25 protein-coding genes and 1 tRNA gene are annotated in these 26,564 nt (G+C 63.3%); 13 read left to right on the forward strand and 13 right to left on the reverse strand.

What is annotated here, in order from left to right; all coding sequences use genetic code 11:
* Positions 1-30: 30 nt before the first annotated feature.
* The 3 genes from K426_RS19840 to K426_RS19850 all read right to left on the reverse strand — a co-directional run bounded on the left by K426_RS19840 (position 31) and on the right by K426_RS19850 (position 5,202).
* Positions 31-1,905: an ABC-F family ATP-binding cassette domain-containing protein gene (locus K426_RS19840; RefSeq protein ID WP_066560601.1), complete on the reverse strand. Its 1,875-nt coding sequence runs from the start codon at positions 1,903-1,905 to the stop codon at positions 31-33.
* Between the two features lie 281 nt (positions 1,906-2,186).
* On the reverse strand, positions 2,187-4,445 hold the full coding sequence (locus K426_RS19845) for a glycoside hydrolase family 3 N-terminal domain-containing protein (protein WP_066560604.1): 2,259 nt from the start codon (positions 4,443-4,445) through the stop codon (positions 2,187-2,189).
* 505 nt (positions 4,446-4,950) lie between these two features.
* On the reverse strand, positions 4,951-5,202 hold the full coding sequence (locus K426_RS19850) for a helix-turn-helix domain-containing protein (RefSeq protein ID WP_066560606.1): 252 nt from the start codon (positions 5,200-5,202) through the stop codon (positions 4,951-4,953).
* 115 nt (positions 5,203-5,317) lie between these two features.
* Here K426_RS19850 and K426_RS19855 point away from each other — a divergent pair, with 115 nt between their 5' ends.
* The gene (locus K426_RS19855; protein ID WP_082748721.1) at positions 5,318-6,442 is read left to right on the forward strand and encodes a tetratricopeptide repeat protein; all 1,125 of its coding nucleotides are present in this window, start codon (positions 5,318-5,320) and stop codon (positions 6,440-6,442) included.
* 658 nt (positions 6,443-7,100) lie between these two features.
* Here K426_RS19855 and K426_RS19860 read toward each other — a convergent pair.
* From K426_RS19860 to K426_RS19880, 5 genes are all read right to left on the reverse strand, one after another.
* Entirely contained in the window at positions 7,101-9,470 is a 2,370-nt protein-coding gene (locus K426_RS19860; RefSeq protein ID WP_066560610.1) for a phage/plasmid primase, P4 family, read from the reverse strand.
* Positions 9,460-9,933, reverse strand: a complete 474-nt coding sequence (locus K426_RS31845) for a hypothetical protein (RefSeq protein WP_066560612.1) — start codon at positions 9,931-9,933, stop codon at positions 9,460-9,462. Before K426_RS31845 ends, K426_RS19860 begins: the two co-directional genes overlap by 11 nt.
* Positions 9,933-10,118 carry a hypothetical protein gene (locus K426_RS30465; RefSeq protein WP_082748949.1) on the reverse strand — a complete coding sequence of 62 codons (186 nt, stop codon included), beginning with the start codon at positions 10,116-10,118 and terminating at the stop codon, positions 9,933-9,935. The genes K426_RS31845 and K426_RS30465 overlap by 1 nt, the downstream gene beginning before the upstream one ends.
* Positions 10,119-10,890: 772 nt before the next feature.
* Positions 10,891-12,120 (reverse strand): tyrosine-type recombinase/integrase, encoded by a 1,230-nt coding sequence (locus K426_RS19875; protein ID WP_066560617.1) that lies wholly within the window; start codon positions 12,118-12,120, stop codon positions 10,891-10,893.
* A gap of 181 nt (positions 12,121-12,301) precedes the next feature.
* Positions 12,302-12,388: transfer RNA gene (locus K426_RS19880), tRNA-Tyr, on the reverse strand.
* A gap of 101 nt (positions 12,389-12,489) precedes the next feature.
* On the opposite strand from K426_RS19880, the gene K426_RS19885 reads away from it, so the two are divergent.
* Together K426_RS19885 and K426_RS19890 are read left to right on the forward strand one after the other, a co-directional pair.
* A complete protein-coding gene (locus tag K426_RS19885) occupies positions 12,490-13,242 on the forward strand; it encodes a TrmH family RNA methyltransferase (RefSeq protein ID WP_066560622.1) in 753 nt (250 codons plus the stop codon).
* A 32-nt stretch (positions 13,243-13,274) separates the two neighbouring features.
* Positions 13,275-14,042: a hypothetical protein gene (locus K426_RS19890; protein WP_066560625.1), complete on the forward strand. Its 768-nt coding sequence runs from the start codon at positions 13,275-13,277 to the stop codon at positions 14,040-14,042.
* 19 nt (positions 14,043-14,061) lie between these two features.
* Here the strand turns inward: K426_RS19890 and K426_RS19895 are convergent, their stop codons facing one another.
* Entirely contained in the window at positions 14,062-14,379 is a 318-nt protein-coding gene (locus tag K426_RS19895) for a 2Fe-2S iron-sulfur cluster-binding protein (RefSeq protein WP_066560627.1), read from the reverse strand.
* Positions 14,380-14,458: 79 nt separating this feature from the next.
* Between K426_RS19895 and K426_RS19900 the strand changes: the two genes are divergently transcribed.
* From K426_RS19900 to K426_RS19910, 3 genes are all read left to right on the forward strand, one after another.
* Positions 14,459-15,076 (forward strand): DNA-3-methyladenine glycosylase family protein, encoded by a 618-nt coding sequence (locus K426_RS19900; RefSeq protein ID WP_066560629.1) that lies wholly within the window; start codon positions 14,459-14,461, stop codon positions 15,074-15,076.
* On the forward strand, positions 15,077-15,304 hold the full coding sequence (locus K426_RS19905) for a hypothetical protein (protein WP_066560636.1): 228 nt from the start codon (positions 15,077-15,079) through the stop codon (positions 15,302-15,304).
* 71 nt (positions 15,305-15,375) lie between these two features.
* Positions 15,376-15,813 carry a response regulator gene (locus tag K426_RS19910; protein WP_066560639.1) on the forward strand — a complete coding sequence of 146 codons (438 nt, stop codon included), beginning with the start codon at positions 15,376-15,378 and terminating at the stop codon, positions 15,811-15,813.
* Here K426_RS19910 and K426_RS19915 read toward each other — a convergent pair.
* Complete coding sequence (locus tag K426_RS19915; protein ID WP_066560641.1) at positions 15,758-17,281, reverse strand: sensor histidine kinase; 1,524 nt, start codon at positions 17,279-17,281, stop codon at positions 15,758-15,760. The genes K426_RS19910 and K426_RS19915 overlap by 56 nt on opposite strands.
* On the reverse strand, positions 17,274-18,557 hold the full coding sequence (gene murA, locus K426_RS19920; protein ID WP_066562055.1) for a UDP-N-acetylglucosamine 1-carboxyvinyltransferase: 1,284 nt from the start codon (positions 18,555-18,557) through the stop codon (positions 17,274-17,276). Before murA ends, K426_RS19915 begins: the two co-directional genes overlap by 8 nt.
* A gap of 207 nt (positions 18,558-18,764) precedes the next feature.
* On the opposite strand from murA, the gene K426_RS19925 reads away from it, so the two are divergent.
* On the forward strand, positions 18,765-19,502 hold the full coding sequence (locus K426_RS19925) for a Crp/Fnr family transcriptional regulator (protein WP_066562060.1): 738 nt from the start codon (positions 18,765-18,767) through the stop codon (positions 19,500-19,502).
* A gap of 39 nt (positions 19,503-19,541) precedes the next feature.
* Here the strand turns inward: K426_RS19925 and K426_RS19930 are convergent, their stop codons facing one another.
* A complete protein-coding gene (locus K426_RS19930; protein WP_066560643.1) occupies positions 19,542-20,108 on the reverse strand; it encodes an HNH endonuclease in 567 nt (188 codons plus the stop codon).
* A 123-nt stretch (positions 20,109-20,231) separates the two neighbouring features.
* Here K426_RS19930 and gluQRS point away from each other — a divergent pair, with 123 nt between their 5' ends.
* The 6 genes from gluQRS (at position 20,232) to egtD (ending at position 25,450) form a co-directional block, all read left to right on the forward strand.
* Entirely contained in the window at positions 20,232-21,110 is an 879-nt protein-coding gene (gluQRS, locus tag K426_RS19935) for a tRNA glutamyl-Q(34) synthetase GluQRS (RefSeq protein WP_237229850.1), read from the forward strand.
* A gap of 9 nt (positions 21,111-21,119) precedes the next feature.
* Positions 21,120-21,353 carry a twin transmembrane helix small protein gene (locus K426_RS19940; protein WP_066560645.1) on the forward strand — a complete coding sequence of 78 codons (234 nt, stop codon included), beginning with the start codon at positions 21,120-21,122 and terminating at the stop codon, positions 21,351-21,353.
* A gap of 16 nt (positions 21,354-21,369) precedes the next feature.
* On the forward strand, positions 21,370-21,939 hold the full coding sequence (locus K426_RS19945; protein WP_066560646.1) for a cob(I)yrinic acid a,c-diamide adenosyltransferase: 570 nt from the start codon (positions 21,370-21,372) through the stop codon (positions 21,937-21,939).
* Between the two features lie 118 nt (positions 21,940-22,057).
* Positions 22,058-22,924, forward strand: coding sequence for a GGDEF domain-containing protein (locus K426_RS19950; RefSeq protein ID WP_066560652.1), 867 nt, complete (start codon positions 22,058-22,060; stop codon positions 22,922-22,924).
* 296 nt (positions 22,925-23,220) lie between these two features.
* Complete coding sequence (egtB, locus tag K426_RS19955; RefSeq protein ID WP_066560653.1) at positions 23,221-24,489, forward strand: ergothioneine biosynthesis protein EgtB; 1,269 nt, start codon at positions 23,221-23,223, stop codon at positions 24,487-24,489.
* Positions 24,490-24,493: 4 nt separating this feature from the next.
* Positions 24,494-25,450 (forward strand): L-histidine N(alpha)-methyltransferase, encoded by a 957-nt coding sequence (egtD, locus tag K426_RS19960; protein ID WP_066560654.1) that lies wholly within the window; start codon positions 24,494-24,496, stop codon positions 25,448-25,450.
* 22 nt (positions 25,451-25,472) lie between these two features.
* On the opposite strand, the gene K426_RS19965 is transcribed toward egtD, so the two are convergent.
* Positions 25,473-26,528 carry a DUF1176 domain-containing protein gene (locus K426_RS19965; RefSeq protein ID WP_066560656.1) on the reverse strand — a complete coding sequence of 352 codons (1,056 nt, stop codon included), beginning with the start codon at positions 26,526-26,528 and terminating at the stop codon, positions 25,473-25,475.
* Positions 26,529-26,564: the final 36 nt, after the last annotated feature.

Consider the following 26,564-nt stretch of genomic DNA (forward strand, 5'->3'; position numbering starts at 1 on the left):
GCCTTATCCATTGAGGGCAGAACTGGGCTCCTATAGCTCTTCCAGCGCCGCGCTGGCTTCCATCCAGACTTCTTCCACCGATTCCAGCTTCTTCTCGACATCCGCGCGCTTTACCATGAGCTGCGTCATGGTCATCTTCGCCTCCGCGCCGCTGGCGGATTTGGGATCGAACAGCGCCTGATCGATCCGGCTGCGCTCGGCGTTGAGCGTCGCCATTTCCTTTTCGGCCTTGCTGAGGGCGTTCTTCGCCGCCTTCTGCTTCTCGCGCCATTCGGCGGCGTTGCGCTTTTCCGCCTTGCGGTCGGCCTTGGGCGCGTCGCCGCCCCCATTGCTGCCGTTCCCGTCGGCCTTGCGCAGGATGATGTCGGTATAATCCTCCAGACTGCCGTCGAAGGGCTGGGCCGTGCCGCCGTCGACCAGCACCAGCCGATCGGCCACCAGCTCGATCATGTGGCGGTCGTGGGAAACGATCACCACCGCGCCCGAATAGTCGTTGAGCGCCTGCACCAGCGCCTCGCGACTGTCGACGTCGAGGTGGTTGGTCGGCTCGTCGAGGATCAGCAGATGGGGCGCGTCGCGGGTGATGAGCGCCAGCGCCAGCCGCGCCCTCTCCCCGCCTGACATGGAGCCGACCTTCTGCGTGGCGCGCTCGCCGGTGAAGCCGAAGCGGCCGAGCTGGGCGCGGACGGCGGCGGGAGTCGCGCCCTTCATCACGCGGCTCATATGTTCGAGCGGCGTGTCAGTGATATCGAGTTCTTCCACCTGATATTGGGTGAAATAGCCGACATTCATCTTGGCCGAGGCGTTCATCGCGCCTTCCATCGGCTTTAGCTGCGCGGCGATCAGGCGAGCGAGCGTGGTCTTGCCATTGCCGTTGCGGCCGAGCAGCGCCAGCCGATCGTCGGGATCGATGCGCAGGTTCACCCGGCGCAGGACCGGCGTGTCGTTATAGCCGACCGCCGCCATGTCCATGGTGATCAGCGGCGGGCGCAGTTCGGGCGGGCTGGGGAAACCGAAATGCAGCGTCGGGTCTTCGATGGCGGCGGCGATGGGCTGCATCCTCGCCAGCGCCTTGGCGCGCGATTGCGCCTGTTTCGCGGTCGAGGCGCGGGCCGAGTTGCGGGCGACATAGTCCTGCAACTTCTCCCGTTCCGCCTGCTGCTTGGCGCGGGCGGCTTCCTGCTGGGCGAGCCGTTCGGCGCGCTGACGCTCGAAAGCGTCGTAGCCGCCGGGGTAGAGCATGATCTTTCCGCCCTCCAGATGGAGGATATAGTCGACCACATTATTGAGCAGATCGCGCTCATGGCTGATGACGACCACGGTGCCGCGATAGGCCTTCAGGAAATTTTCCAGCCAGAGCGTCGCTTCAAGGTCGAGATGGTTCGACGGTTCGTCGAGCAGCAGCAGTTCGGGGTTGGAAAAAAGCAGCGAGGCCAGCGCCACGCGCATCTTCCAGCCGCCCGAATAGCTGTCGAGCGGACGGCCCTGCATTTCCTCGTCAAAGCCGAGGCCGACGAGGATGCGCGCTGCGCGGGCGGGCGCGGTATAGGCGTCGATGGCGTTCAGGCGTTCGTAGATATGGCCGAGGCGGTCGGGGTCTTCGGTATGCTCCGCCTCCGCCATCAGGGCTGCGCGTTCCTTGTCGGCGGCCAACACAGTGTCGAAAGGCGTGGCGGTGCCGGAGGGCGCCTCCTGCGCGATATAGCCAAGGCGCGTGTCGCGGGGCATGTCGCAACTGCCCTCGTCGGGGTCGAGCTGGCCGATCATCACCTTCATCAGCGTCGATTTGCCCGCGCCGTTGCGGCCGATCAGGCCCACGCGGCTGCGCGGCGGCAGCGAGGCGCTGGCGCGGTCGAGGATGGTGCGGCCGCCAAGGCGCACGGTGATGCCGTTCAGGGTAAGCATGGCCGCGCCCTCTAGCAGAGCCGCGCCACGTGGTGAAGGCGCTGGGATGGAGTTTTACAGTCAGCCATGCGCTTGCGAAGTACACAGCGTTGTGGGGAACGCATTTGCGTGGATGCGGACGGGTGGCGTTGATTTCGCAACAGGAGAATTTTTGCGAAATGGCGTACGGACGGCGCCCGGACGGCGCGGAGCGCAAAGGGTTGACGGTGGGAAAGAGCCATCGGGGTTATGGCATGGGTTTGGCGGTGTAGGACAGGATTTTGAGCGCCCTCCGATTATCCCTACCCCTCCGCATAGAGGGTGAACGTCCCCCTCAATCCCCCGGCGCTCGACTGGCCGACCCACAGGTCGAACGCGCCCGGCTCCGCGATGATCCTGTTCCCCGCGCCCACAAATTGGAGGTCTGTGCGGGAGAGGGAGAAGCGGACCGTCCTGCTTTCTCCTGCCCCCAGAGTGACGCGCTCGATGCGCTTCAACTCGCGGATCGGGCGGGTGCGGCTGGCCACCCGGTCGCGGATATACAGCTGCACGACCTCGCTGCCCTTGCGGGTGCCTTTGTTGGTGAGGCGCGCCGTCACTTCGATGGCACGGTCCCAGCGCAGCGCGCTGTCGGAGAGCTTCAGATCCTCCAGCACGAAATCGCTGTAACTGAGGCCATGGCCGAAGGGATAGCGCGCGCTGTTGTCGGTGGTGGCGTAGCGCGAGCGATATTCGGTGCGGTTGTCGATCACCGGGCGGCCAGTCGATTTGCGATCGTAGAAGAAAGGCTCCTGCCCCGATTCCCACGGGAAGCTGACCGGCAGCTTGGCCGACGGATTTTCCTTGCCGAAGAGGATGTCGGCAATGGCGTGGCCGGATTCGGAGCCGAGAAACCATGTAGCCAGGATCGCCTGCGCATTGGCGACGCCATCATGCAGCGCCAGCGCGCGGCCATGGCGCAGGAGGACGACCACGGGCTTGCCGGTGGCGGCGACGGCATTGGCCAGCGCCTGTTGCACGACGGGGATTTCGATGGCGGTGCGCGATTGCGCTTCGCCCGACATGTCCTGCGATTCCCCCAAGGCGAGAATGACGATGTCGGCCGCCCTGGCGGTTTCCACCGCCGTGGCCACGCCGCCGTCGATCGGGGTCAGGATGCCGCTGCCCGGCGCGATCAGCAATTTGCCGGGGTCCGGCATGGCGGCGCGCAGGCCGGTGGCGATGTCGACGCCCTTGCCCTTGTCGCCGTAAAAGGCCCAGGGGCCGTAGATGTTCGCCTTGTCCTCGCCAAAGGGGCCGATCAGGGCGATGCTCTGCCCCTTGGCCGGATCAAGCGGGAGGACACCGCTATTTTGCAGCAGCACGATCGAACGGGTAGCGGCTTCGCGGGCCAATGCGCGATGGGCCGGGGTGAAGATGCGGGTCTTTTCCACCTCCTCGTTCAGCGAGCGGTACGGATTTTCGAACAGGCCGATGGCGGTCTTCACATAAAGGATGCGGCGCACGGCGACGTCGACCGTCTCCATCGGCACGGCGCCGCTTTTCACCAGATCGGGGATGTGGCGGATATAAAGGCCGCTCTGCATCGACATGTCGACGCCCGCGAGAATGGCAAGGCGGGTGGCGTCGCGCTCATCCTCCGCATAGCCGTGGGCGATGAGTTCCTCGTCAGCCGTATAGTCGGAAAAGACGAAGCCCCGGAACTTCATCTCGCCCCGCAGCGTGTCGGTCAGGAGATCGCGGTCGGCGGTGGCGGGCACGCCGTTGATCTCGCTGAAGGCCGCCATGGTGGTGAGCGCCCCCGCCGCGAAGGCCGCGCCGAAGGGCGGAAGATGGGTTTCGCGCAAGGTCTCGTCGCTGATGTCGACGCTGCCATATTCCAGGCCGCCTGAAACAGCGCCATAGGCGGCGAAATGCTTGGGGCAGGCAAGCAGACTGTCGTCGCGGCGCAGATCGCGCCCCTGAAAACCGCGCACCCGCGCGGCGGCGAACAGGCCGCCAAGATAGACATCCTCCCCCGCCCCTTCGACCACGCGCCCCCAGCGTTGATCGCGGGCGACATCGACCATCGGCGCGAAGGTCAGGTGCAGCCCCGATGCGGTGGCCTCGACCGCCATGGCGCGGGCGGTGCGTTCGGCCAGCGAAGGATCGAAACTGGCCGATTCGCCCAAAGTCACCGGGAAGATCGTCTTGATGCCATGGATCACATCGCCCGCGAACAGCAGCGGAATCCGCAAGCGGCTTTGCTTGAGCGCGATGTCCTGGGCGCGGCGGGCGCCAGCTACGCCGATGCCGTTGAACAGGCAGCCGACACGGCCCTTGCGGATTTCGTCGGCTAGATCCTTTTCATTCTGGATGCCAACCTGCGGATTGGGCGGATTATAGGGGCGGAAACTGTCGGCCAGACAGGTCATCTGGCCCGCCTTTTCCTCTATCGTCATGCGCGCGATCAGCTCGTCCACGCGCTCCACCTCGCTCGCGGCGAAAGCGCGGCGGGGAAGCGGAAGAGTGAGAAAGCCGGCTAGGGCGGCGGTCAGAACGGCGCGGCGATCGATGGTCATCGAGGGGAGTGTAGCAGATGTCGGATGAACCGCACTTGTCCCGTCAGCGCATGCAGGAAAGCAACTGGCGGAGCGGTGGGCTGAGCCGTAAGGCCGATCAATATCAGCCTGAAACCTGGCGATGGTGGCAGGGCTTGTATCGAACCTACCATATACTTAATTGTAATTGCTATGTTTTTACGTACACATTATTCATTCCCCCACATCCACCCCCACATTTTTAGCTGCGGGGCCCAGGCACCGCGCGTGGCCTCGACCCATGCCGGTCGTGCTACCGCAGCACTTCGAACGCGCAGCGATACTTCCCGAAGTGAACGCCAAGCAACCGACTTCTGTGCTGGCATGGGGCAGTAAGCCAGGCCAGAAAAAGAATCCCTTCCCCGGCCATACCCCAAAGGGGGTTATGATCTCGCCCAAGGGGGAGGGGGGACTTAATGATGCCTCGCAAAAATTTTGCCGGATTTTTTCAGCTATCCAAACATTGGGCATACCACTGAATTTGCCGCTAATGGATAGGCGTATCGGCGTCCGTCCGGCGAATTAGCGGCAGGTCGATAGTCAGGGCCGCTACGTCACGACCAAGCGCGCGTGCGATCTTCACAAGCGAGACAAATGTAAGGTTATGTTCGCCCCGCTCTACGCGGCCGACATAGCTGCGGTCCAGCCCAGATTCATGCGCCAAACGCTCCTGCGACATTCCAAGCTCGCGTCGTGTAGCGCGAATTCTCTGCCCAAGAATGTCCAAGTAGGGGTCCACCCGCCCAACTCGCGGGAAGGAGGACTATTCGTCCACGGAGTATGAATCCCCCTGTTAACCTTTGGCGATTTTTAAGATATGACATACTGCGGGATAAGCATGAAGGGGGCATGCGATGAACAAGTGGACGCTCATCATTTGCGGTATTGTTGCTGTGGGTTTTGTGCCCATCAGCCCGAACGAATTCGCGAAGGGGTTTTGGGGCCTTGATTCAACCCCTCGGCCAGCATCCTCCAACTCAGGCACTGCGACTACCCTCAACCAGGATGCACGATTAGTGGCAGCTTCTGCACTCATGGCAAAAGGCCAGATGAAGCAGGGAGTCTTTCTGATCAAGCAACTCGCGTCGGAAGGGCACGCAGCCTCGCAGACTAAGCTGGGCGACCTTTATGTCTGGGGGAACGGCATCGCTCGCAACCCCCAAGAAGCGGTTCGATTGTGGAGGCTGGCCGCTCGCCGTGGCAACAAGGAAGCTGTACTCCGAGTTGCCGCTGCTTACGACCAAGGCATCGGCGTAGGTCGGAACTTGGGAGTGGCATTTCTCTGGGGCAAAGTCGCAGCAATAGCAGGCGATCCGGAGGCGCAATTCAACGTAGCGTCCAGATACATTTTTGGCATCGGAACTGCTCCTGATTTGGCTGAGGGCGAACGGTGGCTTACAACTGCCGCAAACAACGGAAATGAAAGAGCTCGTAAGGCACTAGCTGAGAAAGAGCGGCAGGCCGCCCTTAGTCCGGCACAGCGTGCCGCAGAACGTATTCTGGCGAGTGGTGAGCCGCTCACGATACAAGAATTGACTAATTTATCCCGCATAATCAACGGAGAGCAGGCTCCGGACCTTGCCAGTCCTGTCTATGGTGCACTTCCGGACTATGCCGCGCAGCCGGATTACGGGGCTCGATCTGCTTATTCTGCCGCTGACGCCGCGAATATTTTACCACAAATAGGGGCGCCTATAGGCACAGGCGATGTCCCGAGTCGTGCCCGGGCATTGCTTGATGAGCAGCATGAGGCACCGGCAATCAGCGAGCAATCTGCCGCCCCTCTTGCGCGCAACAACCGCAGCGCCTCCCCCGCTACCGCGCCCAATAACGGTGCCGTAGATGTTCGAACAGGGCGCTATTACGCCCCGGCAGGGGCCGGATACGTCAATACCCAAAACGGCACCTACTATGCTCCGGCGGGTCCAAACGGAGTGATTGACACTAGGACGGGCGCATTCATTCCGATTTCGCGCTAGACTTCGGCACGCCTCTGGCTCGGCTGGGGCGATCGGCGTTCGGACGGGGCAATATTATGCTCCGGCCGCTGGAGGGTATGTGAATCCTCACGACGGCACCTTCTACGCACGCTCTGGCCCCAACGGCGTGGTCCAATACGCGCACCGGAGAGTACATCCCCACCTCTCCATAGCGCCGATGATAGCCATTTCAGTGTGGAGGTATCCAGTATCGGTGATTCTGGCCTTTGCTGGACCAGTTGCGACGCCGCTCCCAGCCGAGGCTCAAGAGGACCGAACTTAGCAACCTGCCTTGCGTGCCAAGCGCCCGTTCCAGTTCGACCATACTGTACGGGCGGATACGGCTGATCGTCGGCTGACTATCAAACCATGCAGAAAATCGTTGTTTCAGGTCCGGCTTGGATAGCTGGGCCGCGCCCGCTTCCTCCAACAGTTCCCTACCCCAGATAGCAGTCATAGCGCTTCGCATCGTGGATCTCCGCCCGCTGTGTGATGGTGGTGGTAGTGGTTTTGTGGCTAGGGGCGTTAAATTCGGTATTGGAAGGGCGAGCAGGGCGGACAGTGCGCCCTTTTTGGTAAAATCCCCTCGTGAAGCTCGATTTGAAGAACTTCACAGAAAATGGCGCTGCCTCCGCCCTCTCCGCCCTGCGCCACACGATCACTGCACCGCCCGCAGGCCCGAATAGAAACGCTGCCCGTTGCTTCGACAGATTGGAAAGCCCCGCTCTGCGAGCCGCTGAGTGAAAGTCGCCTTGCTCCCGGCTTTGTGCCCATTGCCATCACACCAGCCACACCATTTGACGAACAACTCCCTGTCCGCTGCGCGACCGGCGGGGTCGGCCACCGTGCAGTCGGCCAGGAATTCGCCCAGCAAGTCGCTCTCGCGCCGATACTGGCGCTGCTCGGCAAGGATCGCCGGGCTGAGGGCGAGGGCGCCTTTGGTCAGATATTGGCGCGCACCTTCGATCATCCACCGCAGGATTCCATTGCGTTCTGCCCAGAGCTTCGGTTCAAGGTGTGGATCGCGCTGTGCACCCTCAAATTTCTGCCGGAAGGGCAGGACCACGATCCTACGCCAGATGCCATCGTCATCGCCTTTGACGATAGGCCGATGATTCGTCCGCACCCAGACCGTGAAGCGCGGGTCGAAGGTAAAGAACTCGCCATAGAGTGGTCGGGCCGATATGGACTCGCGCCCTGCCAATGCCTTCACCGCCTGTTCGTCCAGATGCATCCCACCGGGAAGTTCGTTGACCGACACCAGCCGCGCGCCTTCCAACATGACGATGTCGCCCCTTGCGCTGTGATCGTCACCGCGCCGCGCGGCAAGCAGGGAATGGGGAGCGACCTTGCTGTAGCCGCCAATAATTCTGTTGACGATGTTGCCGAAGATCGACTTACCATTGGCCCCAAAACCGATGCAGAAAACGATGATTTCCTCGATATTCAGGCCAGTAAGCGCGTACCCCAGCAGTCGCTGCACTGAGTCTATGGTCGCCTGATCGGCGGCGAACACCTCATCCATAAACTGGAGCCAGCGCGGACAGGTCGCCGCCATGTCATGGTCAGCCACACAATGCCGCGTGATAAGCATGTCCGGGCGATTGGAGATCAGCGCGCTAGATTTCAGATCGACGACACCATTGCCCACGCCAAGCAGTGTCGGATTGGCGTCTAGGTCCGCCTGCCCGGCTGACATGCCCGGCTCTGACCGCGCGAGTTCCAAAGTGGCCTTAATGCGGGAAATATGATGCGCTGCCACTGCCTCTTTGACGCGCCATTTGGCCCGATCCTGATCGCTAGAAAGACCAGCCATGGCATCGGCCATCATAGCTTGCGCGGCTTGTTTTGCAGCCTCGATTTCCTGACCCTGATCACACAACACCCAGCGATCATCGGACCAACGCAACCATTTCTTGATCCCGCGGATATAGAGCAAACTTCCACCGAATATCGCCGCGAAATGCCGGGCGTTGCGAATGTCGCCATGCACCGACCAGTCAACCGGATGATACGGGCCTACATGGCCGGGAATGGGCGGCGCCTGGGGCACCGAGGAGACAACAGCAAAGGGATATTGCTGGGGCATGGTCCAGCCGTTTTGCTTCGCGTAGTGGAAAAGGGTGGCAATCTTGATACCCTTCGTCGGGTCGAACTCCCGGATCAGGGCATCTACCGCAGCCTGGTCATAGCGATGTGGCGCCAGCTTGCTCCATCCGTGAGCGATTTGCGGCGCGCACCTCCACCCCGTGGACATGATGGCCCAGACGATGTTGCGCCACTCGTCATACGCGACATCCGGCGAGACGTGATCGAGCGCCGTCTCTATCACGGTCATGCCGAAAAGGCCCTCCTCCAGCGGCGCGAAGCCTGGCTGGGGCGCGAAGCTCTGGGGCGCGAAACCAGGCGGCGGCGGCAAGAACGCTGCTGGTGCGCTGTTTCTTGCCCGCTTCGCTAGTTCGTCCTGCCATACCTGCAACAGCGCGTCGGGGATCACAGACAGCTTGCGCCAATCCCCAGAACCGCCCCACTGGTAAGGCCGACCCGTGTCGGGATGGATAGATGGCGGCAGAACGTCCTGCACGGAATTGCCGCCTTTATCGGTACAACGAAACTCCAGGATCATCTCCCCGTCATCGCCCTTAATCTGTAAGGTTTGGAAAGATGCACCAAGGCTTGTAGGCAGCCGAAAGAGCAGCTTACCGCGACCCGCACGCCCGGAGACAATCTCCACGCGATCCGACGCAGCGAACAACTGCCCAAGGTTCACACCGCGCGCCAGCAACCATTCAGAGGCCCGGCCCCAGTCATCCACGTCCAGCGCCATTGTGCCGGACCAGGCGTGAAGCAGGCCAACGTTGCCCGTCAGCGTGGCGGCCGTGGCGGGGCTGGTAATAGCGTTCTCAAGCAGGTTCCAACCATTCGCGGTCGGGCCTTTACGCCCGTGCGGGATCGCGCACACGGCCAAGCGGTGGCGGACATATTCCACCGCCTGGGTGCCGGTGTTCGTGCCAGACTTAGCTGTCATGACCTGTCTCCCATGAGATGGTGAGGGGAGCGCTTTTGTCGCCGGACCGCCTCTGCATGGCCATGAAGGCGCCACCATGCAAAAGGCCACGCGGGGTAGCCTTGGCGTCTGCGATGGCCGCCAAGGCGGACATGGTGGCGCTGACATGACGGTGCCGGGCGGCTTCGATGCGGGCGTGCATTTCTAGCAAGGCGTTGGTTATGAGAGAGCGCTTCAAGAACTCTCTTTGCGCCTGCATGGCGTCGATCTCGGCAGCCAGCGCCACACGCTCTAACTGCTCACAGAACAAATATTCTGCGACCAACCCCCCGACTGGCAAAGTACCGCTCATGAGAGCGGCGGCCGCCGCGACAGTGTCGAGCGCGCCAGCGGATTTATCGAAAGGGTCAGCCGAGACGACAACCCAGATGTCACCGTCGGGATAACCGATGATCCGGGCAGTTTTCCAGGTGAGCATATCCATCAGGGACGCTCCCGCTGCTCAGGCGTGACGCCCGCAAGCTTGAAAACACTCTCGATTTTCACCAGGTGGCGGGTGCCGATACGGACAGATTCAAGCTCACCGCGAGCGATCAGCTCGCCCAATTTGGTCTTGCCGATTGAAAGCATCTTCCCGGCCTCGGCTTGTGAACACAATATTGCTTCCATGTTGATGGACTCCACCACCCGGCACCGGCAGGAGACGCACGGGCCTTCACGGGCGAACCACCAGCTAGCTCGTAGAAAATGGCGAACCTAAATGGCGCGACGGCATTGTTTTGCCATTTCCTGCACCGTCATCGAACGGCGGGGCGGCCGACGCGGTTCTGCCTGATGGCATTCCATCGAGCCTCAAAGGTTGCGGATAGCCCCTTTGAGCGCGGCGCTGTCATGAACTCTTTGCGCGCCTTCTTCACACTGGTGTGGGGCGTTGCCCTAATCCAAGAGTCAATCTCAGCAATGGTGAAAGGCGCCGCACTGGCCGTCAGCGCGACCGCTGCAGTGCCGGTTCCACCGTGCGTTGCTAGGAGCCTTGATAGATCGGCTAGATCAACCCGGACATGGTCTAGTCCTTCGGACCTTGTGTGCGCGGTGAAAGTGTCTGCATACTCGTCACCTTGATTTTCGCCCTTCCACAACATGTCATAGCCTGGAACGAATAGACGATAGTCTAGACATTCGCCCTTCGTCAGACGCCGAAGCGAATCGTTTGGAGCGCCCTCCAGTGAGCCGGGTACAGTCCTTCCCCAAAGCGCAACGTCATCCCTGTACCCGGCGTCACACAGAGCGTGCAGGGCTTCAACAAGCTGCGCCAGTGCAACATTTGGAGGACACCTCCACCGTCTTTTTTTCAGGGCTACAGGCATCACTGAAGCAGGCACTTCCTCGTTGAATGCCAGCATGGTGATTGCTTCAGAGAGGGAGCGGGTTGATTGCCCCTTCATTTTCCGTCCCTCGCCCTCTTGATTGACACGACCTTCCCGCCCCCAGCCGCACCGCTAGCACAGTAACGCCCCCAATCCGCCATGAGCTTCACACGCTGGCCCGGTTGGGCGGGTGTGCCGAGATACGTCGTGCGGCGATATGCGGCCTGCACCGCGTCGGGTGTTTTGTGCGCCAGGACGGCTTCCACCACAGCATCGGGATACCCCTCGTTCGCTGCCCAGTCCGTGAGGGCGGAACGAAACCCGTGGACATGGTATGGCTCGCTCATGTCCCGCAACACCTTCAGCAACGTCATGTCGGACATGGGCCCGCTGTCAGCACCCGGAAAGACCTGATCGGTCCCCTCCAGCTTCAAGGCCGCCGCTTTCGCCAGCACTGCCAGCGCCGCGTCGGATAAGGGGACCATATGAGCCTTGTTTCGCTTCATGTGCCCGGCTGGGATCGTCCACAAGCGGCCTTCAAGATCAAACTCGTCCCATGTTGCAAACCGGACCTCCTGGCTTCGCACCCCCGTCAGTATCAGCAATTCTAGCGCGAGCCGTCCATATGAGGGCTTGCGGCGCAATGCGGTGAGGAAGCCCGGCACAGCGACATAGGGCATAGCCTTGCGATTCTCCCGCCCCTTCACTTGCCGGGGCAGGCCGCGCCCGGCTTTCAGGCTGCCATTGCCAGAGGGCGCTTCGGTGGAGCGCCAGCCCTTAGCGTGGGCATAATCCAGCACCGCGCAAATCCGATTGCGCACCTGACGCGCCGTTTCGGGGATTTCCTGCCAGATTGGCGTCAACACCGTGATGATGTCCGCCGCTGTGATACCGCCGGTCGGCACGTTGCCCAGCTTGGGAAAGGCGTAGTTCTCCAGGCTGGCGAGCCACTGACGAGTGTAGATCGCGCTTTTCCAGCCAGCCTCATTCTCGGTGTGATATTGGCGCGCTGCTTCACGGAACGTCACCTTAGCAGCAGCCTCGCATTTCTTTTCCGCCAGAACATCGCGCCGCTCTACCTTGACCGCCTTACGGAGCCCGCTGGCCTTGTCGCGGGCATCGGCAAGCGTGAGGAGCCGTGCGGAGCCAAGTCCGATGTCCTGCCGCTTGCCATCGCGCTGAAGTCGCAAGGTCCATGACGCGCCGCCGCGTTTATCAACTTTCAGGAATAGCCCTTCGCCGTCCTGATAGGTGCCGGGATTCGCCAAAGCTGCCTTAACAGCCACCGCCGTCAGCTTGCCCATGTATTCCCCCACATCCGAGAATTGCAGTGTGGGGGAAGATCTATTTTACCCCCACATCTCCCCCACACTTCCGCCCGGTTGCAGGCAGGCAGAGGCGGGCACAGGCGAGCCTGCGCGGGTAGAATAAACCAATGTTTTCCGGATTTCTACGGGAATTGCCGTGCCTCGACGGGCACGGCGATGGTGGACAGGGCTGGATTCGAACCAGCGTACGGGAAACCCGGGCAGATTTACAGTCTGCTGCCTTTAACCACTCGGCCACCTGTCCAGTCGCCTAACCGTGTCGAAGAATGCCCCGATCGGCTGGAGGGCGCTCCAATGGCGAATGGAGACTTGCCTGTCAATGGTGCAATGTGAAAAGAGCGCGTCATGAAAAGAGGAAATCGCACCGGAAAGTCCAAAGGGACCTTTCCCCGCTTTTATGGACGGCATGCCGTCATCGCCGCGCTCGCCAATCCGGACCGGATCGTGCGCAAGATCTGGGGGACGCGGGAGGCGCTGAATGCGCTCGACCTGCCGCCGGTCTTGCCCATCGTCTATGCCGATGTGGCGGACCTTGGCCGCATGGTGCCGTCGGACGCGCCGCATCAGGGCATCGTGGCCGAGGTCGAGCCGCTGGACGATGTCTGGCTGGGCGACGCGCTGGAGGCGGGGCAGGACGACGGACCGGGTTATGGGCGCCCCGTGCTGGTGCTGGATCAGGTGACGGACCCGCATAATGTCGGCGCGATCCTGCGGTCGGCGGCGGCGTTCGATGCGCTGTGCATCGTGACGCAGGACCGGCATGCGCCGCCCGAATCAGGGGTGCTGGCGCGGTCCGCTTCGGGGGCGCTGGAAATCGTGCCCTGGGTGCGGGTGGTGAACCTGGCCCGCGCGCTCGATGAGATTGCGGAAGCCGGTTACTGGCGCATCGGGCTGGATGGCGAAGCGGATCAGACGCTGGGCGAGGCCATCGGCACGTCGCGGGTCGCGCTGGTGCTGGGGGCCGAGGGCGAAGGGTTGCGCCACAACAGCATGGCGCATTGCGACATTTTGGCTAAACTGCCGATCAGCCCGCGCATGGAAAGCCTCAATGTTTCCAATGCCGCGGCGATCGCCCTTTATGCGGCTGCCAGCCGGTAAACGCATAAAGGCTGAACGACAGGGGGTTTGACATGGCCGCTTTTCTGCGCGCTGCCACAGCTTTGGCGGCCTGTCTGCTGCTCTCTGCCTGCCTGGTGACGCCTGGCAAGTTCGAATCGACGCTCGACATCCGCGCCGACCGGAGCTTCAGCTTCACCTATAAGGGCGAGATATTGGCGACCGATATGGGCAAGGGTCTCGGTTCGATGCCCTCAGGCGACGATCCGATCGACGACGCTGCGCCCAAGGAGCAGCAGAGCACGCTGCGCACTGCCCTCCAGCCCAAGGAACAGGGCAAGGCAGAGGAGCGGTTCGACGGCCCCGACAGCAAAAGCGGGAACGACAAGAGCGACGAGCAGCAGATGCAGGCGATCGCGGCGGCGCTTTCGAAGGAAAAGGGCTTTCGGTCAGCCCGCTACATGGGCAATCACAAGTTCGAGATCGACTATGCGATCAGCGGCAAGCTGACCCACGCCTTCCTCTTCCCCTTCAACAGCGACGCACAGATCGTGCTGCCTTTCGTCGCGGTGGAACTGCGCGGAGAGGATCGGGCGCGGATGAAGGCGCCCGGCTATTCCAACGGCTATGACAAGAGCCAGAACCCGATGGGTGGCAGCAGCTCGGGCGAGGACGCGGCCAAGGCGCTGGACGGCACCTTCACCCTCACCACCAATACCGAAATCGTCAGCCAGAATCAGGAAGACGGCGCCCAGAATGTGCCGCAGGGCAAGCGGATCGTCTGGAAAGTAACGCCGCTGACCAGCGAGGCGCCCGCCGCCACGCTAAGGTTCAAGCCTTAGCGCGGCGGGCGGCGCTCAATCAATCTTCCGGCGCGATGGTGATGCGCAGGCCGTCCAGCGAATCGCTGAAGGTGAGCTGGCAGGACAGGCGGCTCGTCCCGTTGCGATGGTCGGAGCTGTCGAGCAGGTCGTTCTCATCTTCGCTGACCGCCGGCAGGCTGTCGGCAAAGGCCGGGTCGACATAGACGTGGCAGGTCGCGCAGGAGCAGCAGCCGCCGCACAGAGCCAGCAGTTCGTCAAAGCCGTTGTCGCGGATGATTTCCATCACGGAAAGGCCGCTCTGTGCCTCCACCGCCTGTTCTTCGCCCGAACGGTTGACCACAATCAGTTTCGCCATGTACCCAGGTCCCTCAAAATTTTTTCCCGCCGCTCATGTCGGACGGGCAGCGGGAAATCAAGGGCCGGACTGCAATTCTATGGTGAGCACAGCAGAACAATTGCGGATCGGCCTGGATAATATCGCCGCGATGGAGCCCGGTTTCGCCGCCGCGATCGGCCGGGTCGGCTATCCCCTGCCCCGTGTCCGCGAGCCGGGCTATGAAACATTGCTGCGCACCATCGTCGGCCAGCAGGTGAGCGTCGCGGCGGCGGCGGCGGTCTGGCGCAAGCTGGAGGCGGAACTGGGCGAGGGCTGCGCGCCGGACGCGCTGCTCGCCCGCGACTTCGATGCCTTGCGCGCCTGCGGCCTGTCGCGGCAGAAGCAAGGCTATGCCCGCAGCCTGGCCGAATTGGTGATGGACGGCGGCATCGACCTGCACAAGCTGCCCGCCGACGATGAAGAAGCCATCGCCCAATTGGTGCGGATCAAGGGGATCGGACGCTGGTCGGCGGAAATCTACCTGTTGTTCGCGGAAGGGCGACCGGACATCTGGCCCGCGGGCGACCTGGCCGTGCAGATCGAGATTGGGCGGATATTGGGCTTGCCCGAACGGCCCAGCGAGAAGCTGACGCGCGACCTGGCCGAGCGCTGGCGCCCGCATCGCGGCGCGGCGGCGATCATGGCCTGGCACCATTATAATATGGAGGTTTTGTAGGTGTCTCTGCCCCATGCCCGCTACATCGTCCTGGAACATGAGGGCGTGTGGAAGATCAATCTCGACAACCGCTATTATGGTCCGTTCGCGACATGCGAAGCCGCTGTGGAAAACGCCACGGCGACAGCGCGCAAGGCTGGCGAGGCGGGTTATCCGGCCTCTGTCCTGCTGATGCGGGGGACCGATTTCGAGACGCTCTGGAGCAGCGTGCCGGAAAATAGCGGGTAAAAGTTTTTCGCACCTGCGGGAACCGGCTCGCCCTTTGCGCATTTATTGCCTCCAGTTGCGTGGGCTTTGGGATGAGCAAAAAGGTTCTGATCGTAGAAGACGAGATTTTCGTCGCGCTGGAAATCGAACATATCGTCGAGGATGCGGGCTTCACGGTCGGCGCGATCGCGGCTGACCGTCAGGCTGCGCTCGACGCCGCCGATGATTGCGACATCGCGCTGGTCGACCTCAATCTGCGCGATGGGCCGACGGGACCGGGCATCGGCGTCGAACTGGCCAGCCAATATGGCATCCGCGTCATCTATGTGACGGCCAATCCCGCGCAGATCGGCGCGGCGTCCGCCGCCGCGCTGGGCGTCATCACCAAGCCGTTCCGGGCGCACAGCATCGCTGAGACGCTGCACCTGGCCGCGACCGACCAGCCAAAGCTGGAAGCCGCTGAAATTGTGGGCTTTACGCCTTTCCTGCCGTCGTCCGGCTCATGGACCGCACTGGAATCCAGAGGCTGAGGCGCAGGCCTTCGGGCCGCCAGTCGCGCATCATGCGTCCCCCCAATTGCCGTTCGATGCTAAGTTGCATCAGCCGGCTGCCAAAACCTTCGCTGGTCGCGGGGACGGCAGGTGGACCGCCCTCCTCCCGCCAGTCGATGCGGATATCCCGGTCCTCGCCCTTCACCTCTATCGTGACCCGGCCCTCAGGCACCGACAGCGCGCCATATTTGGCGGCGTTGGTCGCCAGTTCATGGAACAACAGCGCCAGCGGCGTGGCGGAACGGTCGTCGACCGGCGGATTGTCGCCCGAAAACCGGATGCGCGGGCCCATCGCATCGCGATAGGGCGCGAAAATCTGCTCCAATATGCCCCAGAGCAGACCCTCGCCATGATCCGGCTGGGAATGGGGGCCATGGGGCCGCACGAAATCATGGGCGCGGCCCAGCGCCATGATGCGGTCGCGCAGATCGTCGGCGGCGGCACGGATTTCGGGATGCTCGCGCGCCGACAGGCCGATCAGACCGGAAATCACCGAAAAGATGTTCTTGATGCGGTGGGACAGCTCATGGGCGATGACCTCCCGCTCCTCCACCATCGCGATCTGGTCGTTGATGTCGGTGCAGGTGCCGATCCAGCGGATGATCGTCCCTTCCGCATCCCGGATCGGCAGCGCGCGGCCCAGCGTCCAGCGATAGTCGCCGCCGTGGTGCCGCATGCGATATTCGATCTCATAGGGGTCGCCGGTTGCAAGGCTGTGGCGCCAACGTTCCCAGGCCCGCGGCTGATCCTCCGGATGGAAGATGGCGCTCCATCCCTCGCCATCGGTGGCGCCCTGCGCGACGCCGGTAAATTCGTACCAGCGGGCGTTGAAATAATCATTATAGCCATCGGGCAGAGCCGACCAGACCATTTGCGGCATGGTGTCGGCCAGGGTGCGGAACATGCGGTCGCTTTCGGCCACCGCCTGCGCATCCCTTTCCTGCTGGGCAATGACGTCGCGGTCGCGGCGGCGCCCCTCCAGTTCCACCATCACCTGCCGGGCGAGCAGGGTCAGACCCTGCCGCTGGAGATCGGTAAGGTCCGCGCGCGGCTGATCATCGATGACGCAGAGCGCGCCGAGAGACGCGCCTTCGCTGTCGATCAGCGGCGCTCCGGCATAGAAACGGATGAAGGGCGCGTCCGTAACCAGGGGGTTATCGGCAAAATGCGGGTCCAGCGTGGCGTCGGGCACCACGAAGATCGCCTCCCCCAACATGGCGTGGGCGCAAAAGGAAATGTCGCGCGGCGTTTCCTCCGCATCGAGGCCGGAGCGGGCGAGGAAGCGCTGACGGTCTTCCTCGACGATGCTGACGAGCGCGATCGGCGTTTCGCAGAGCGCGGCGGCGAAGGCGGTAATCTGATCGAGCGTGGCAAAGCCACCGGTATCGAGATCGTAGCGCGCCAGCAGCGCCGCGCGATCCGTCTCGAGCCCGCGCCCTTCAGCCATCGCTGACGCGCTCTATGTCGGCGCCGACGGCGGAGAGCTTCTCCTCCAGCCGTTCATAGCCCCGATCGAGATGATAGACGCGGTTAACCTGGGTCTCTCCCTCCGCGGCCAATCCCGCCAGGATGAGGCTCATCGAGGCGCGCAGGTCGGTCGCCATGACAGGCGCGCCGACCAGCCGGTCTACGCCGCGCACCACCGCCGTGCGGCCATTGACGCCTATGTCCGCGCCCATGCGCGCCAGTTCGGGCACGTGCATGTAGCGGTTCTCAAAGATCGTCTCGGTCAGCACCGACGCGCCGTCCGCCAGCGTCAGCATCGCCATGAACTGCGCCTGCATGTCGGTCGGGAAGGCCGGGAAAGGCGCGGTCGAGATGGTGAGCGGGCGCAGCCTGCCGTCCGCCGACACCTTGATGCCGTCCTTCAATTCCTCGACATGGACACCCGCGTCGCGCAGCGCGGCGAGGATGGCGTGCATGTCGTCGGCGCAGGCGCCCGCCAGTTCCAGCGAACCGCCGGTGATCGCGGCGGCGCAGGCATAGCTGCCCGCCTCGATCCGGTCGGGCATGACGCTGTAGGTTGCGCCATGCAGCCGGTCGCGGCCGTGGATGATCAGCTTGTCGGAACCGACGCCCTCTATATCGGCGCCCATGGCGATCAGCAGCTTGCAGAGATCGACGATCTCCGGCTCCCGCGCCGCATTTTCCAGGATGCAGGTGCCCTTGGCCAGCACCGCCGCCATCACCGCATTTTCGGTCGCGCCGACCGACACCACCGGGAAGGTGTAGATGCCGCCGGGCAGGCCGCCATCGGGCGCGCTGGCGCGGACATAGCCGGCATTGATCTCGATGATCGCGCCAAAGGCTTCCAACGCCTTCAGGTGCAGATCGATCGGGCGGTTGCCGATGGCGCAGCCGCCCGGCAGCGACACCCGCGCCTCGCCCGCGCGGGCGAGCAGGGGGCCAAGCACCAGGATCGACGCGCGCATCTTGCGCACGATGTCATAGGGCGCTTCGGTCGAGGTGACGCGGCCTGCGCGCAGCGTCATGACGCGGCCGAAATCCTCCGGCCGGGCGCCTTCGATCATGGTCGACGCGCCTAGCTGGTTGAGCAGATGGCCGAAGCTGTCGACATCGGCCAGGCGCGGCAGGTTGCGCAGGGTCACCGGCTCGTCGGTCAGCAAGGCGCAAGGAAGCAGCGTCAGAGCGGCGTTTTTCGCGCCGGAAATGGGAAGGCGGCCATTGAGCGCTTTGCCGCCGCGAATGTGAATGCGGTCCATCGCTGGGTTCTTACCGTTAATTGCGTTTTTCGCAAGGCGGGTCGGCTCGACATTGCGCGCGCCGCGCCTCTTTGTGACGCCGCCATGAAACATTTGTGCGTTCGCCCGCGCATTATTGATCGAGTTTAGTGCAACTTGCGGAAATGCAGCCAAAAGACGCGTGGGGCGTTTTGCCATCGTAACGACAATGTAAGCAAAAAGGTGTTTTTGGTGGCAACAAGTTGTTTCGCGGACAGGTTGGCGAAGCATGTGCCTCTGTCCGATGCAGAAAAGAAAGCGCTTGCCCGGCTTGAGGAAAATCCCCGCAAGGTAAAGCGCGGCGCGATGATCCAGCGGGTCAATGATACGGTCACGGAACTGTTCGTCCTGCGCGAAGGACGGGTGATGAGCTTCGTCATCCTGCCCGACGGCAGCCGACAGATATTGCGCGTCTATTTTCCGGGCGATTTCATCGGGTCGGCCAGCACCATCTACAGCAAGGCGCCGGAATCGCTGGTGGCCCTGTCCGATGCGATCATCTGTCCGTTCGACAAACATGCCTTGCGGCGTCTGCTGGAGGAATATCCGCGGGTCGCGGCGCTGCTGTTCCTGCTGTCCAATGCGGAGCGCGTCGCGCTGACGGACCGGCTCGCCTCATTGGGGCGGACCTCGGCCAAGGCGCGGGTCGCGTCCTTCCTGCTCGATATTTTCGATCGATTGCGCGTGACGGACGACGGCATCGTCGACAGCTTCGACCTCAAACTGACGCAGGAGGAGATTGGCGACGCGATCGGCCTCACCTCCGTCCATGTGAACCGGATGATCCGGCAGATGGAGCAGGAAGGGCTGATCGGGCGGGCCAATGGTCGGATCACCCTGCTCGACATGGCGCGGCTGGAGGAGATCGGCCACTATACCAACCGGCACAAGGATATGGATCTGGACTGGATTCCGGCAATGTCGTGAAAACGGCCATCTCCCTTCCCTTTCAAGGAAGGGGGATTGTCACGCCAGCAGTTCCACATCCCAATAAAGCCAGTCGTGCCAGCTTTCGTGCAGATAATTGGGCGGGAAGGCGCGGCCATGCTCCTGCAATTGCCAGCTTGTCGGGCGGATCGGCGTCACGTGCAATTGCATATGCGCTTCCTTGGGCGTGCGGCCGCCTTTCTTGAGGTTGCAGGGGGAGCAGGCCGTGGCGACATTTTCCCAGGTCGTGCGCCCGCCGGCGCGGCGCGGTATGACATGGTCGAAGGTCAGGTCGCTTTGCGAACCGCAATATTGGCAGGCGAACTTGTCGCGCAGGAACAGGTTGAACCGGGTGAAGGCGGGATGTTCCGACGGCTTCACATATTGCTTCAGCGCGATCACCGAGGGAATCTGCATCTGGATGCTGGGGCTGTGCACCTGCCGCTCATAGCTGGCGACGATGTCCACCCGATCCAAAAAAACCGCCTTGATAGCGGTTTGCCAAGGCCAGAGGCTCAACGGATAATAGCTTAACGGCGTGTAGTCTGCATTCAAGACCAGGGCCGGACAGTTTTCCGGATGTCGTATCAGGTCGGGATGGTACATATATTACCCTTCAACCCCCTTTGCCTCCGCTCTGATTGACCAGAAACGTGACGGGAGCATGACAGCATTAACGACCCCATCCCGTCAAGGGCCAGTATGATTCAATCCCCCAGACCACAGTATATGGTGACTCGCTTCGCACCGAGCCCAACCGGTAGGTTGCATGTCGGACACGCCTGGTCGGCATTGCTGGCCATGGACATGGCCCGCGCGCAAGGCGGATCATTCCGCCTCCGGATCGAGGATATCGACGGCACCCGCAGCCGGCCGGAACATGTCGCCGGGATCGTCGAGGATCTGCACTGGCTGGGCGTCGCATGGGACGGCGAGATCGTCTTTCAGTCGGCGCGTCTGGACCATTATGAAGCGGCGTTGCGGCGGCTGGAGGCGATGGGATTGCTCTATCCCTGCTTCTGCACCCGCGCCGATATCGCGGCAAGCGCCATGGCGCCGCATGGACCGGAAGGGCCGGTCTATCCGGGGACGTGCAGAGGGTTAGCCGAGGGGGAACGGGCGCGGCGGATCGCGGCGGGCGAGCCGCATGCGTGGCGGATCGATATGGCGCAGGCAGTGGAACGAGTGGGGTCTGTGAGCTGGAACGCGCTGCCCTTTCCGCTGGAAGATGGGTTACAGGCGCAGGTGATCGGAGCCAGACCGATCGCGGCAGGCGACGTCGTGCTGGCGCGCAAGGATGCCCCCGCCAGCTACCACCTGTCCTGCACGCTGGACGATGCGGCGATGGGCGTGACCCATGTGCTGCGCGGCGACGATCTGCGGGACGCGACGGATATTCACCGGCTGATTCAGGCACTGCTCGACCTGCCCTCACCCGCCTATATCCACCATCCCTTGCTATTGGGGCCGGACGGCAGGCGGTTGGCCAAGCGCGACGGGTCGATCGCGCTGGCCGATCTGCGGGCGCAAGGCGCCGATCCACGGCGTCTGGCCGACGACCTTCGCCATATGCGCTTTCCGATTGGCATTTCTCTGGCGACAGCCTAGATTCATGACATGAACACCCTTCTCGTCATCGCCCTGATCCTGGCCATGGGCGCCACCCTGTTCGCGCTGATCCGGGGGATCGTCGCCTTTCTGCAGGCAAGCAAGGAACAGTTGAACTCGCCCGAGGGCGGGCCAAGCCAATCCAGCCTCAAGCAGAACAGGATGATGATGAACCGCATCCTGTTCCAGGCGGTGGCCGTGATCATCGTTGCCATCCTGCTGCTGATGAAGGGCAACGGTTGACGGGGGTTGGCCGGTCATGGTGAAGCTCAACAAGATATACACCCGTACCGGCGATACGGGCACCACCGGCCTTGTCGACGGATCGCGCCTGCCCAAACATGCCCCGCGCATGCAGGCGGTGGGCGACGTCGATGAGGCGAACAGCGCCATCGGCCTTGCCATCGTCGCGATCGGCGCCGCGCCGGATGCTGGCTGGCTGACCACCATCCAGAACGATCTGTTCGATCTGGGCGCCGACCTCGCCACACCCATTCCCGAAGGGGAGGATGAGCCCTGGGCGCTGCGCATCGTCGCGTCCCAGGTCGAGCGGCTGGAAAAGCAGATCGATGCTATGAACGCCGAACTGGCGCCACTGGACAGCTTCATCCTGCCGGGCGGATCGGCAGCCGCCGCAGCAGTGCACCTCGCCCGCGCCGTCACCCGACGCGCGGAACGGAGCGCGACCGCCGCCGCAGCAGAGGTGGCGCTCAATCCCCAGGCGCTGGCCTATCTCAACCGGCTGTCCGACCTGCTGTTCGTGCTGGCCCGGCGCCTCAACGGCAATGGCGCGGGCGACGTAAAATGGGTGCCGGGCGCCTCCCGCTGACCATTCGACTCTTGAAGGGCACGATTCGTCCATGGAACAGGCATTAACCCTGTTCCTTCATTCCCCCTTTACACGCCGCACCAATTTTGGGCCTCGATTTCAACGACAGGGTCCAGGGATGCAGTTCTACCTCGCAACTTCCTTCCTCTTTCCCCGCGCCCTGCGGTTCCGGCTCTTCGCGCTCTGCTTCGCCACCACGCACCTGCCACTGCTGGCCTATATCGGCTGGGGCGCGGCAACGGGGCGGTTCGCATGGGCGGAGTTCATCATCCTGATGCTCGCCACCTTGGCGGCCGCCGCAGGAGCATTGCTGGGCATCGGCGCCTTGCTGGACCCGATCCATGAGCGGGAAGGGATGGTGGAAGAACCCGTAAGGAAACGAAGCGCGCTGGCCCTGCCTGAAATCAGCGACATCATCTCCAGACTCTTTTCCGGAATGCGCCGGGCGGCCGTAATGACGCAGGAACAGGTCGACGAACTGAACATCGCCGCGCATGAGGATGCCCTGACGGGCATCGCCAACCAGCGCGGCTTCCTGGCGCAGCTCGACGCGCTGCCGCTCGCCAGGCGCCGGGGATGCATCGCGATCATCGACATCGACCATTTCGAGCAGGTCAACGGCCAACTGGGCCATGATGCCGGCGATCGCCTGTTGGCGGACTTCGCCACGCGCCTGTCGTCGCAGACCCGCCGCATCGACATCGTCGCCCGCTGGGGAGGCCAGGAATTCGCCATCTTCTATCAGGACGCGATCGAGGATGAGGCGAGCTGGTCGCTGGCCCGCATCGCGGAACGGATGCGGCAGGAGCCGGTCGGCGCGGTAAACGGCCAGCCGATCACCTTTTCTGCCGGGCTTTGCGCCTGGCGCGGCGGCCCGGTGACGGCGGCGATCGACCAGGCCGACGAAGCGCTCCACCGCGCCAAGCGGTCCGGGCGCGATCAGATCCGGCGGGCCGAAAAGCCCTCTGCTTCCGTTTATAGTTAGGGGATTTGGGTCACATTCGGGGGTGGGGCCGGCTTGGGTGGAAGCGGACGGTCTGCTTAGCGCTTTTTCTTGAAGCGCATCGTGCTCCTGCGAAGGCAGGAGCCCAGTTCCCTACGGTGCGATGATCCACAAACGGCGGAACTGGGTTCCTGCCTTCGCAGGAACACGGATGCGCTCAATGGCTTGCATTGGCCAATCCTAGCCCTCCCCAATATCCACGCACCCCGGTCGGAACCTAACCGCCCCTTCATGCGATTGTCCCGCGAGAGCGGCGCAACCGTATCGGAGGGGCATGCATGGCCAGAAGCCGGACAGCACCGAGCCAGATCGATCTTATCACCCGCTATCGCGAGGTCAGGGCGCTGAGCGAAGCGCTGGCCGCGCCGCTGTCCGACGCCGATGCGACCGTCCAGTCCATGCCCGACGCATCGCCCGCCAAATGGCATCTGGCGCATGTAAGCTGGTTCTTCGAAAGCTTCGTCCTGCGCGATCATATGGCGGGCTACAAGCCCTTCGACCCGCATTACGCCTATCTCTTCAACAGCTATTATGAGGCCGAGGGGCCGCGCCATGCCCGGCCGATGCGGGGCGTGCTGACCCGGCCGACACTCAAGGAAATCCGCGCCTATCGCGCGCATGTCGACAAGGCGCTGATCACCGCCCTGCCGATGCTGATGCCCGATGCGCAGGCGCTGGTGCTGCTGGGCCTCCACCATGAGCAGCAGCATCAGGAATTGCTGCTGACCGACATGCAGCATCTGCTGTCGCTCAATCCGCTGGAGCCCGCATTGTTCGACGCGCCCAATGCGCTGCCTGCGCCGGTCCCCGGCCCGCTGCACTGGATAGAGGGGCGGCAGGGGCTGGTCGAGATCGGTGACGACGGCAAGAGCGATTTCGCCTTCGATTGCGAAACGCCCCGTCACAAGACGGTGCTCCACCCGCACGCCCTGGCGCACCGGCTTATCACCAACGGCGAATGGATCAACTTCATCGAGGATGGAGCCTATGACGATCCCGCCCACTGGCTATCGGATGGCTGGGCCTGGGTCCGGGCCGAGGGGATAGACGCGCCGCTTTACTGGCGGCGCGGCGATCAGGGCTGGACGCGCTTCGGGCTGGATGGCCGCAAGCCGGTCAATCCCGCCGCGCCCGTCAGCCATATCAGCCTGTATGAGGCGGACGCCTATGCGAGCTGGGCCGGTGCGCGATTACCGACCGAGGCGGAATGGGAAAGCGCCGCGCTGAACGTCGCGCCGACCAGCGGCAACCAGTTGGACGGCCCCGCCTGCCCCCGCCCCCGCGCGCCGGAGGGCGGATCGGCGCTGACCCAAATGTACGGCGATGTGTGGGAATGGACCGGCAGCGCCTTTCGCCCGCATCCCGGCTTTCGGGCGGCGGAAGGCGCCGTGGGCGAATATAATGGCAAGTTCATGTCGGGCCAGTTCGTGCTGAAGGGCGGCAGTTGTGCCACCCCACGCGGCCATATGCGGGCGAGTTACCGCAATTTCTTCTACCCCCATCAACGCTGGCAGTTCACCGGGCTGCGGCTGGCAAAGGATTTGTGAGGCGATGCTGCTGACTAAGGACGCTACGCTGCCGCTGCGCGCGCCCGATCCGGCTTTTCGGAGGGACATTATCGAGGGGCTGTCGCGCCACCCCAAGGCGACGCCGCCCATCTGGTTCTACGACCGGCGCGGGTCGGAACTGTTCGAGGCGATCACCGACCTGCCCGAATATTATCCGACGCGCACCGAAACCGCGCTGCTGGAACGGCATGGCCCGGATTTCGCCCAAGCCATCGGCACCGGCCGGGCAGTGGTGGAATTCGGCGCGGGCAGTTCGCGCAAGACCCCGCATCTGCTGCGCGCCGTCGACCCCGCCGCCTATGTGCCGATCGACATCAGCGGCGATTTTCTTCGCGCTGCGAGCGCCGAACTGGCATCGGCCTTTCCCGGTCTGCCCGTGTTGCCGGTGGTGGGCGATTTCAACGGCGAACTGGCCTTGCCCGCCGCGATCGATGGCTTGCCGCGCCTCGGCTTTTTCCCCGGATCGACCATCGGCAATATGGAACCCGATGCGGCGGTCGACCTGCTTCGGGCGATGCGGCGGCTGTTGGGGGAAGAGTCGATGCTGCTGATCGGCATGGACCGGATCAAGGACCGCGATCTGCTGGTCGCCGCCTATGACGATGCGGCCGGGGTGACGGCGGCGTTCAACCTCAACCTGATCGCCCGCATCAATCGCGAGCTGGAGGGTGACCTGCCGCTGGATGGCTTCGTCCATCGCGCCGTCTGGAACGATGACAAGGCGCGGATCGAAATGCATCTGGAGGCGGTGCGGCCCTTGCACTTCCACGTCGCGGGACAATGTTTCCGCATGGCGGCGGGCGAGACGATCCATACCGAAAGCAGCCATAAATATGGCGCACGCGACGAAAGGCTGCTGCTGCGCGCAGGCGGATGGGAGCCGGTGCGAGAATGGAGCGATGCGGACGGGCTGTTTTCGCTGATCCTCGCCCAGACATGAGAAAGGATCACAGCTCGCGGTCCTATTCGGTGACCTTCGCGGACCAGGTGGTGATCCAGTGCCAGGCGCCACGGCATTCTCCCATGGCGCTAGCCTCGACCAAACGGAAACGCGTTCCGTCCCACACATAGGATTCGCTGCCGCCGCAATCGCCCAAGCCCCGGCCCTTGGCATAGCTTTGTAGGGTGGACGTCTCCGGCGCCCAGCTTGCATTGACCAGCATCGGATGGCCGGCATCCTCGCTCCAGCCCGGCTGATAATCGAAACTGGCGAAGCGGAAGATCCGGCGCCCCGCTATGCCGGTGGCGATCACCGGGGCGGACGTGAAATTATAGGCTCCAGCGCCGCAGGGCACCAATACCAGCGTCTCCGTCTTCGAGAGGCGATACAGATCGGGGGGAGAGGATGCGTCCTTCATCTCATCGGCGCAGCCGGTGAATGTGCCAAGCGAGGTCAATTCCTCGCGCCAGAGCGCAGGCGGTTCCGCGCCGCCGGGCACGGCGACGCGCCGGATCGACGGGATGGCAGGCGCGGGGCGCACGGCGCTGCGGGCGAGCGGGCCGGTCGCAACCAGAGCCGCCACCGTTCCTGCCCGACCCTGTTTCGCATCCATATAGCGCAGCGCGGCGGCGGACCCGGCCAGCGATGGCCGATCGATCCGCTTGGCGCCGGAGCGGATTTCCATGCCCCCGCCCTTCGCCATGGCGATGGCCAGCGCGGACGCCTGCGGCCCCTGCACGCTGGCTTCGCCATCCACGCTCGCCGCGCTGGCGATCTTGCGGCCATCGATCAGGAAGTCCAGCGTCTCGCGCCCCTTGGCGTCGCGGCTGACCCAGATTTCGGGATCGGTAGTTGCACCGGCATCCCGGCTGATGCCCAGCATGACCGGCGTATCGGGCCAATCGCCGCCCTCGGGCAACAGCGACACGGCCTCGCACCGGTTGCGATTGTCGCAGCCGATGGTCCAGTCCTTATAGCTTTCCAATGTGCCGGGCTTTGGCGCCTGCGCGATGGCCGGCGCCATTCCCATGACCGCCGACAGCATGACTGCCAGCCCGAATATGCGTTTCGCCCCCATGGGTTAACCATAACCGATTCTACCGGCAGCGGGTAG

The sequence above is a fragment of the Sphingobium sp. TKS genome (assembly GCF_001563265.1).
Lineage (GTDB): Bacteria > Pseudomonadota > Alphaproteobacteria > Sphingomonadales > Sphingomonadaceae > Sphingobium.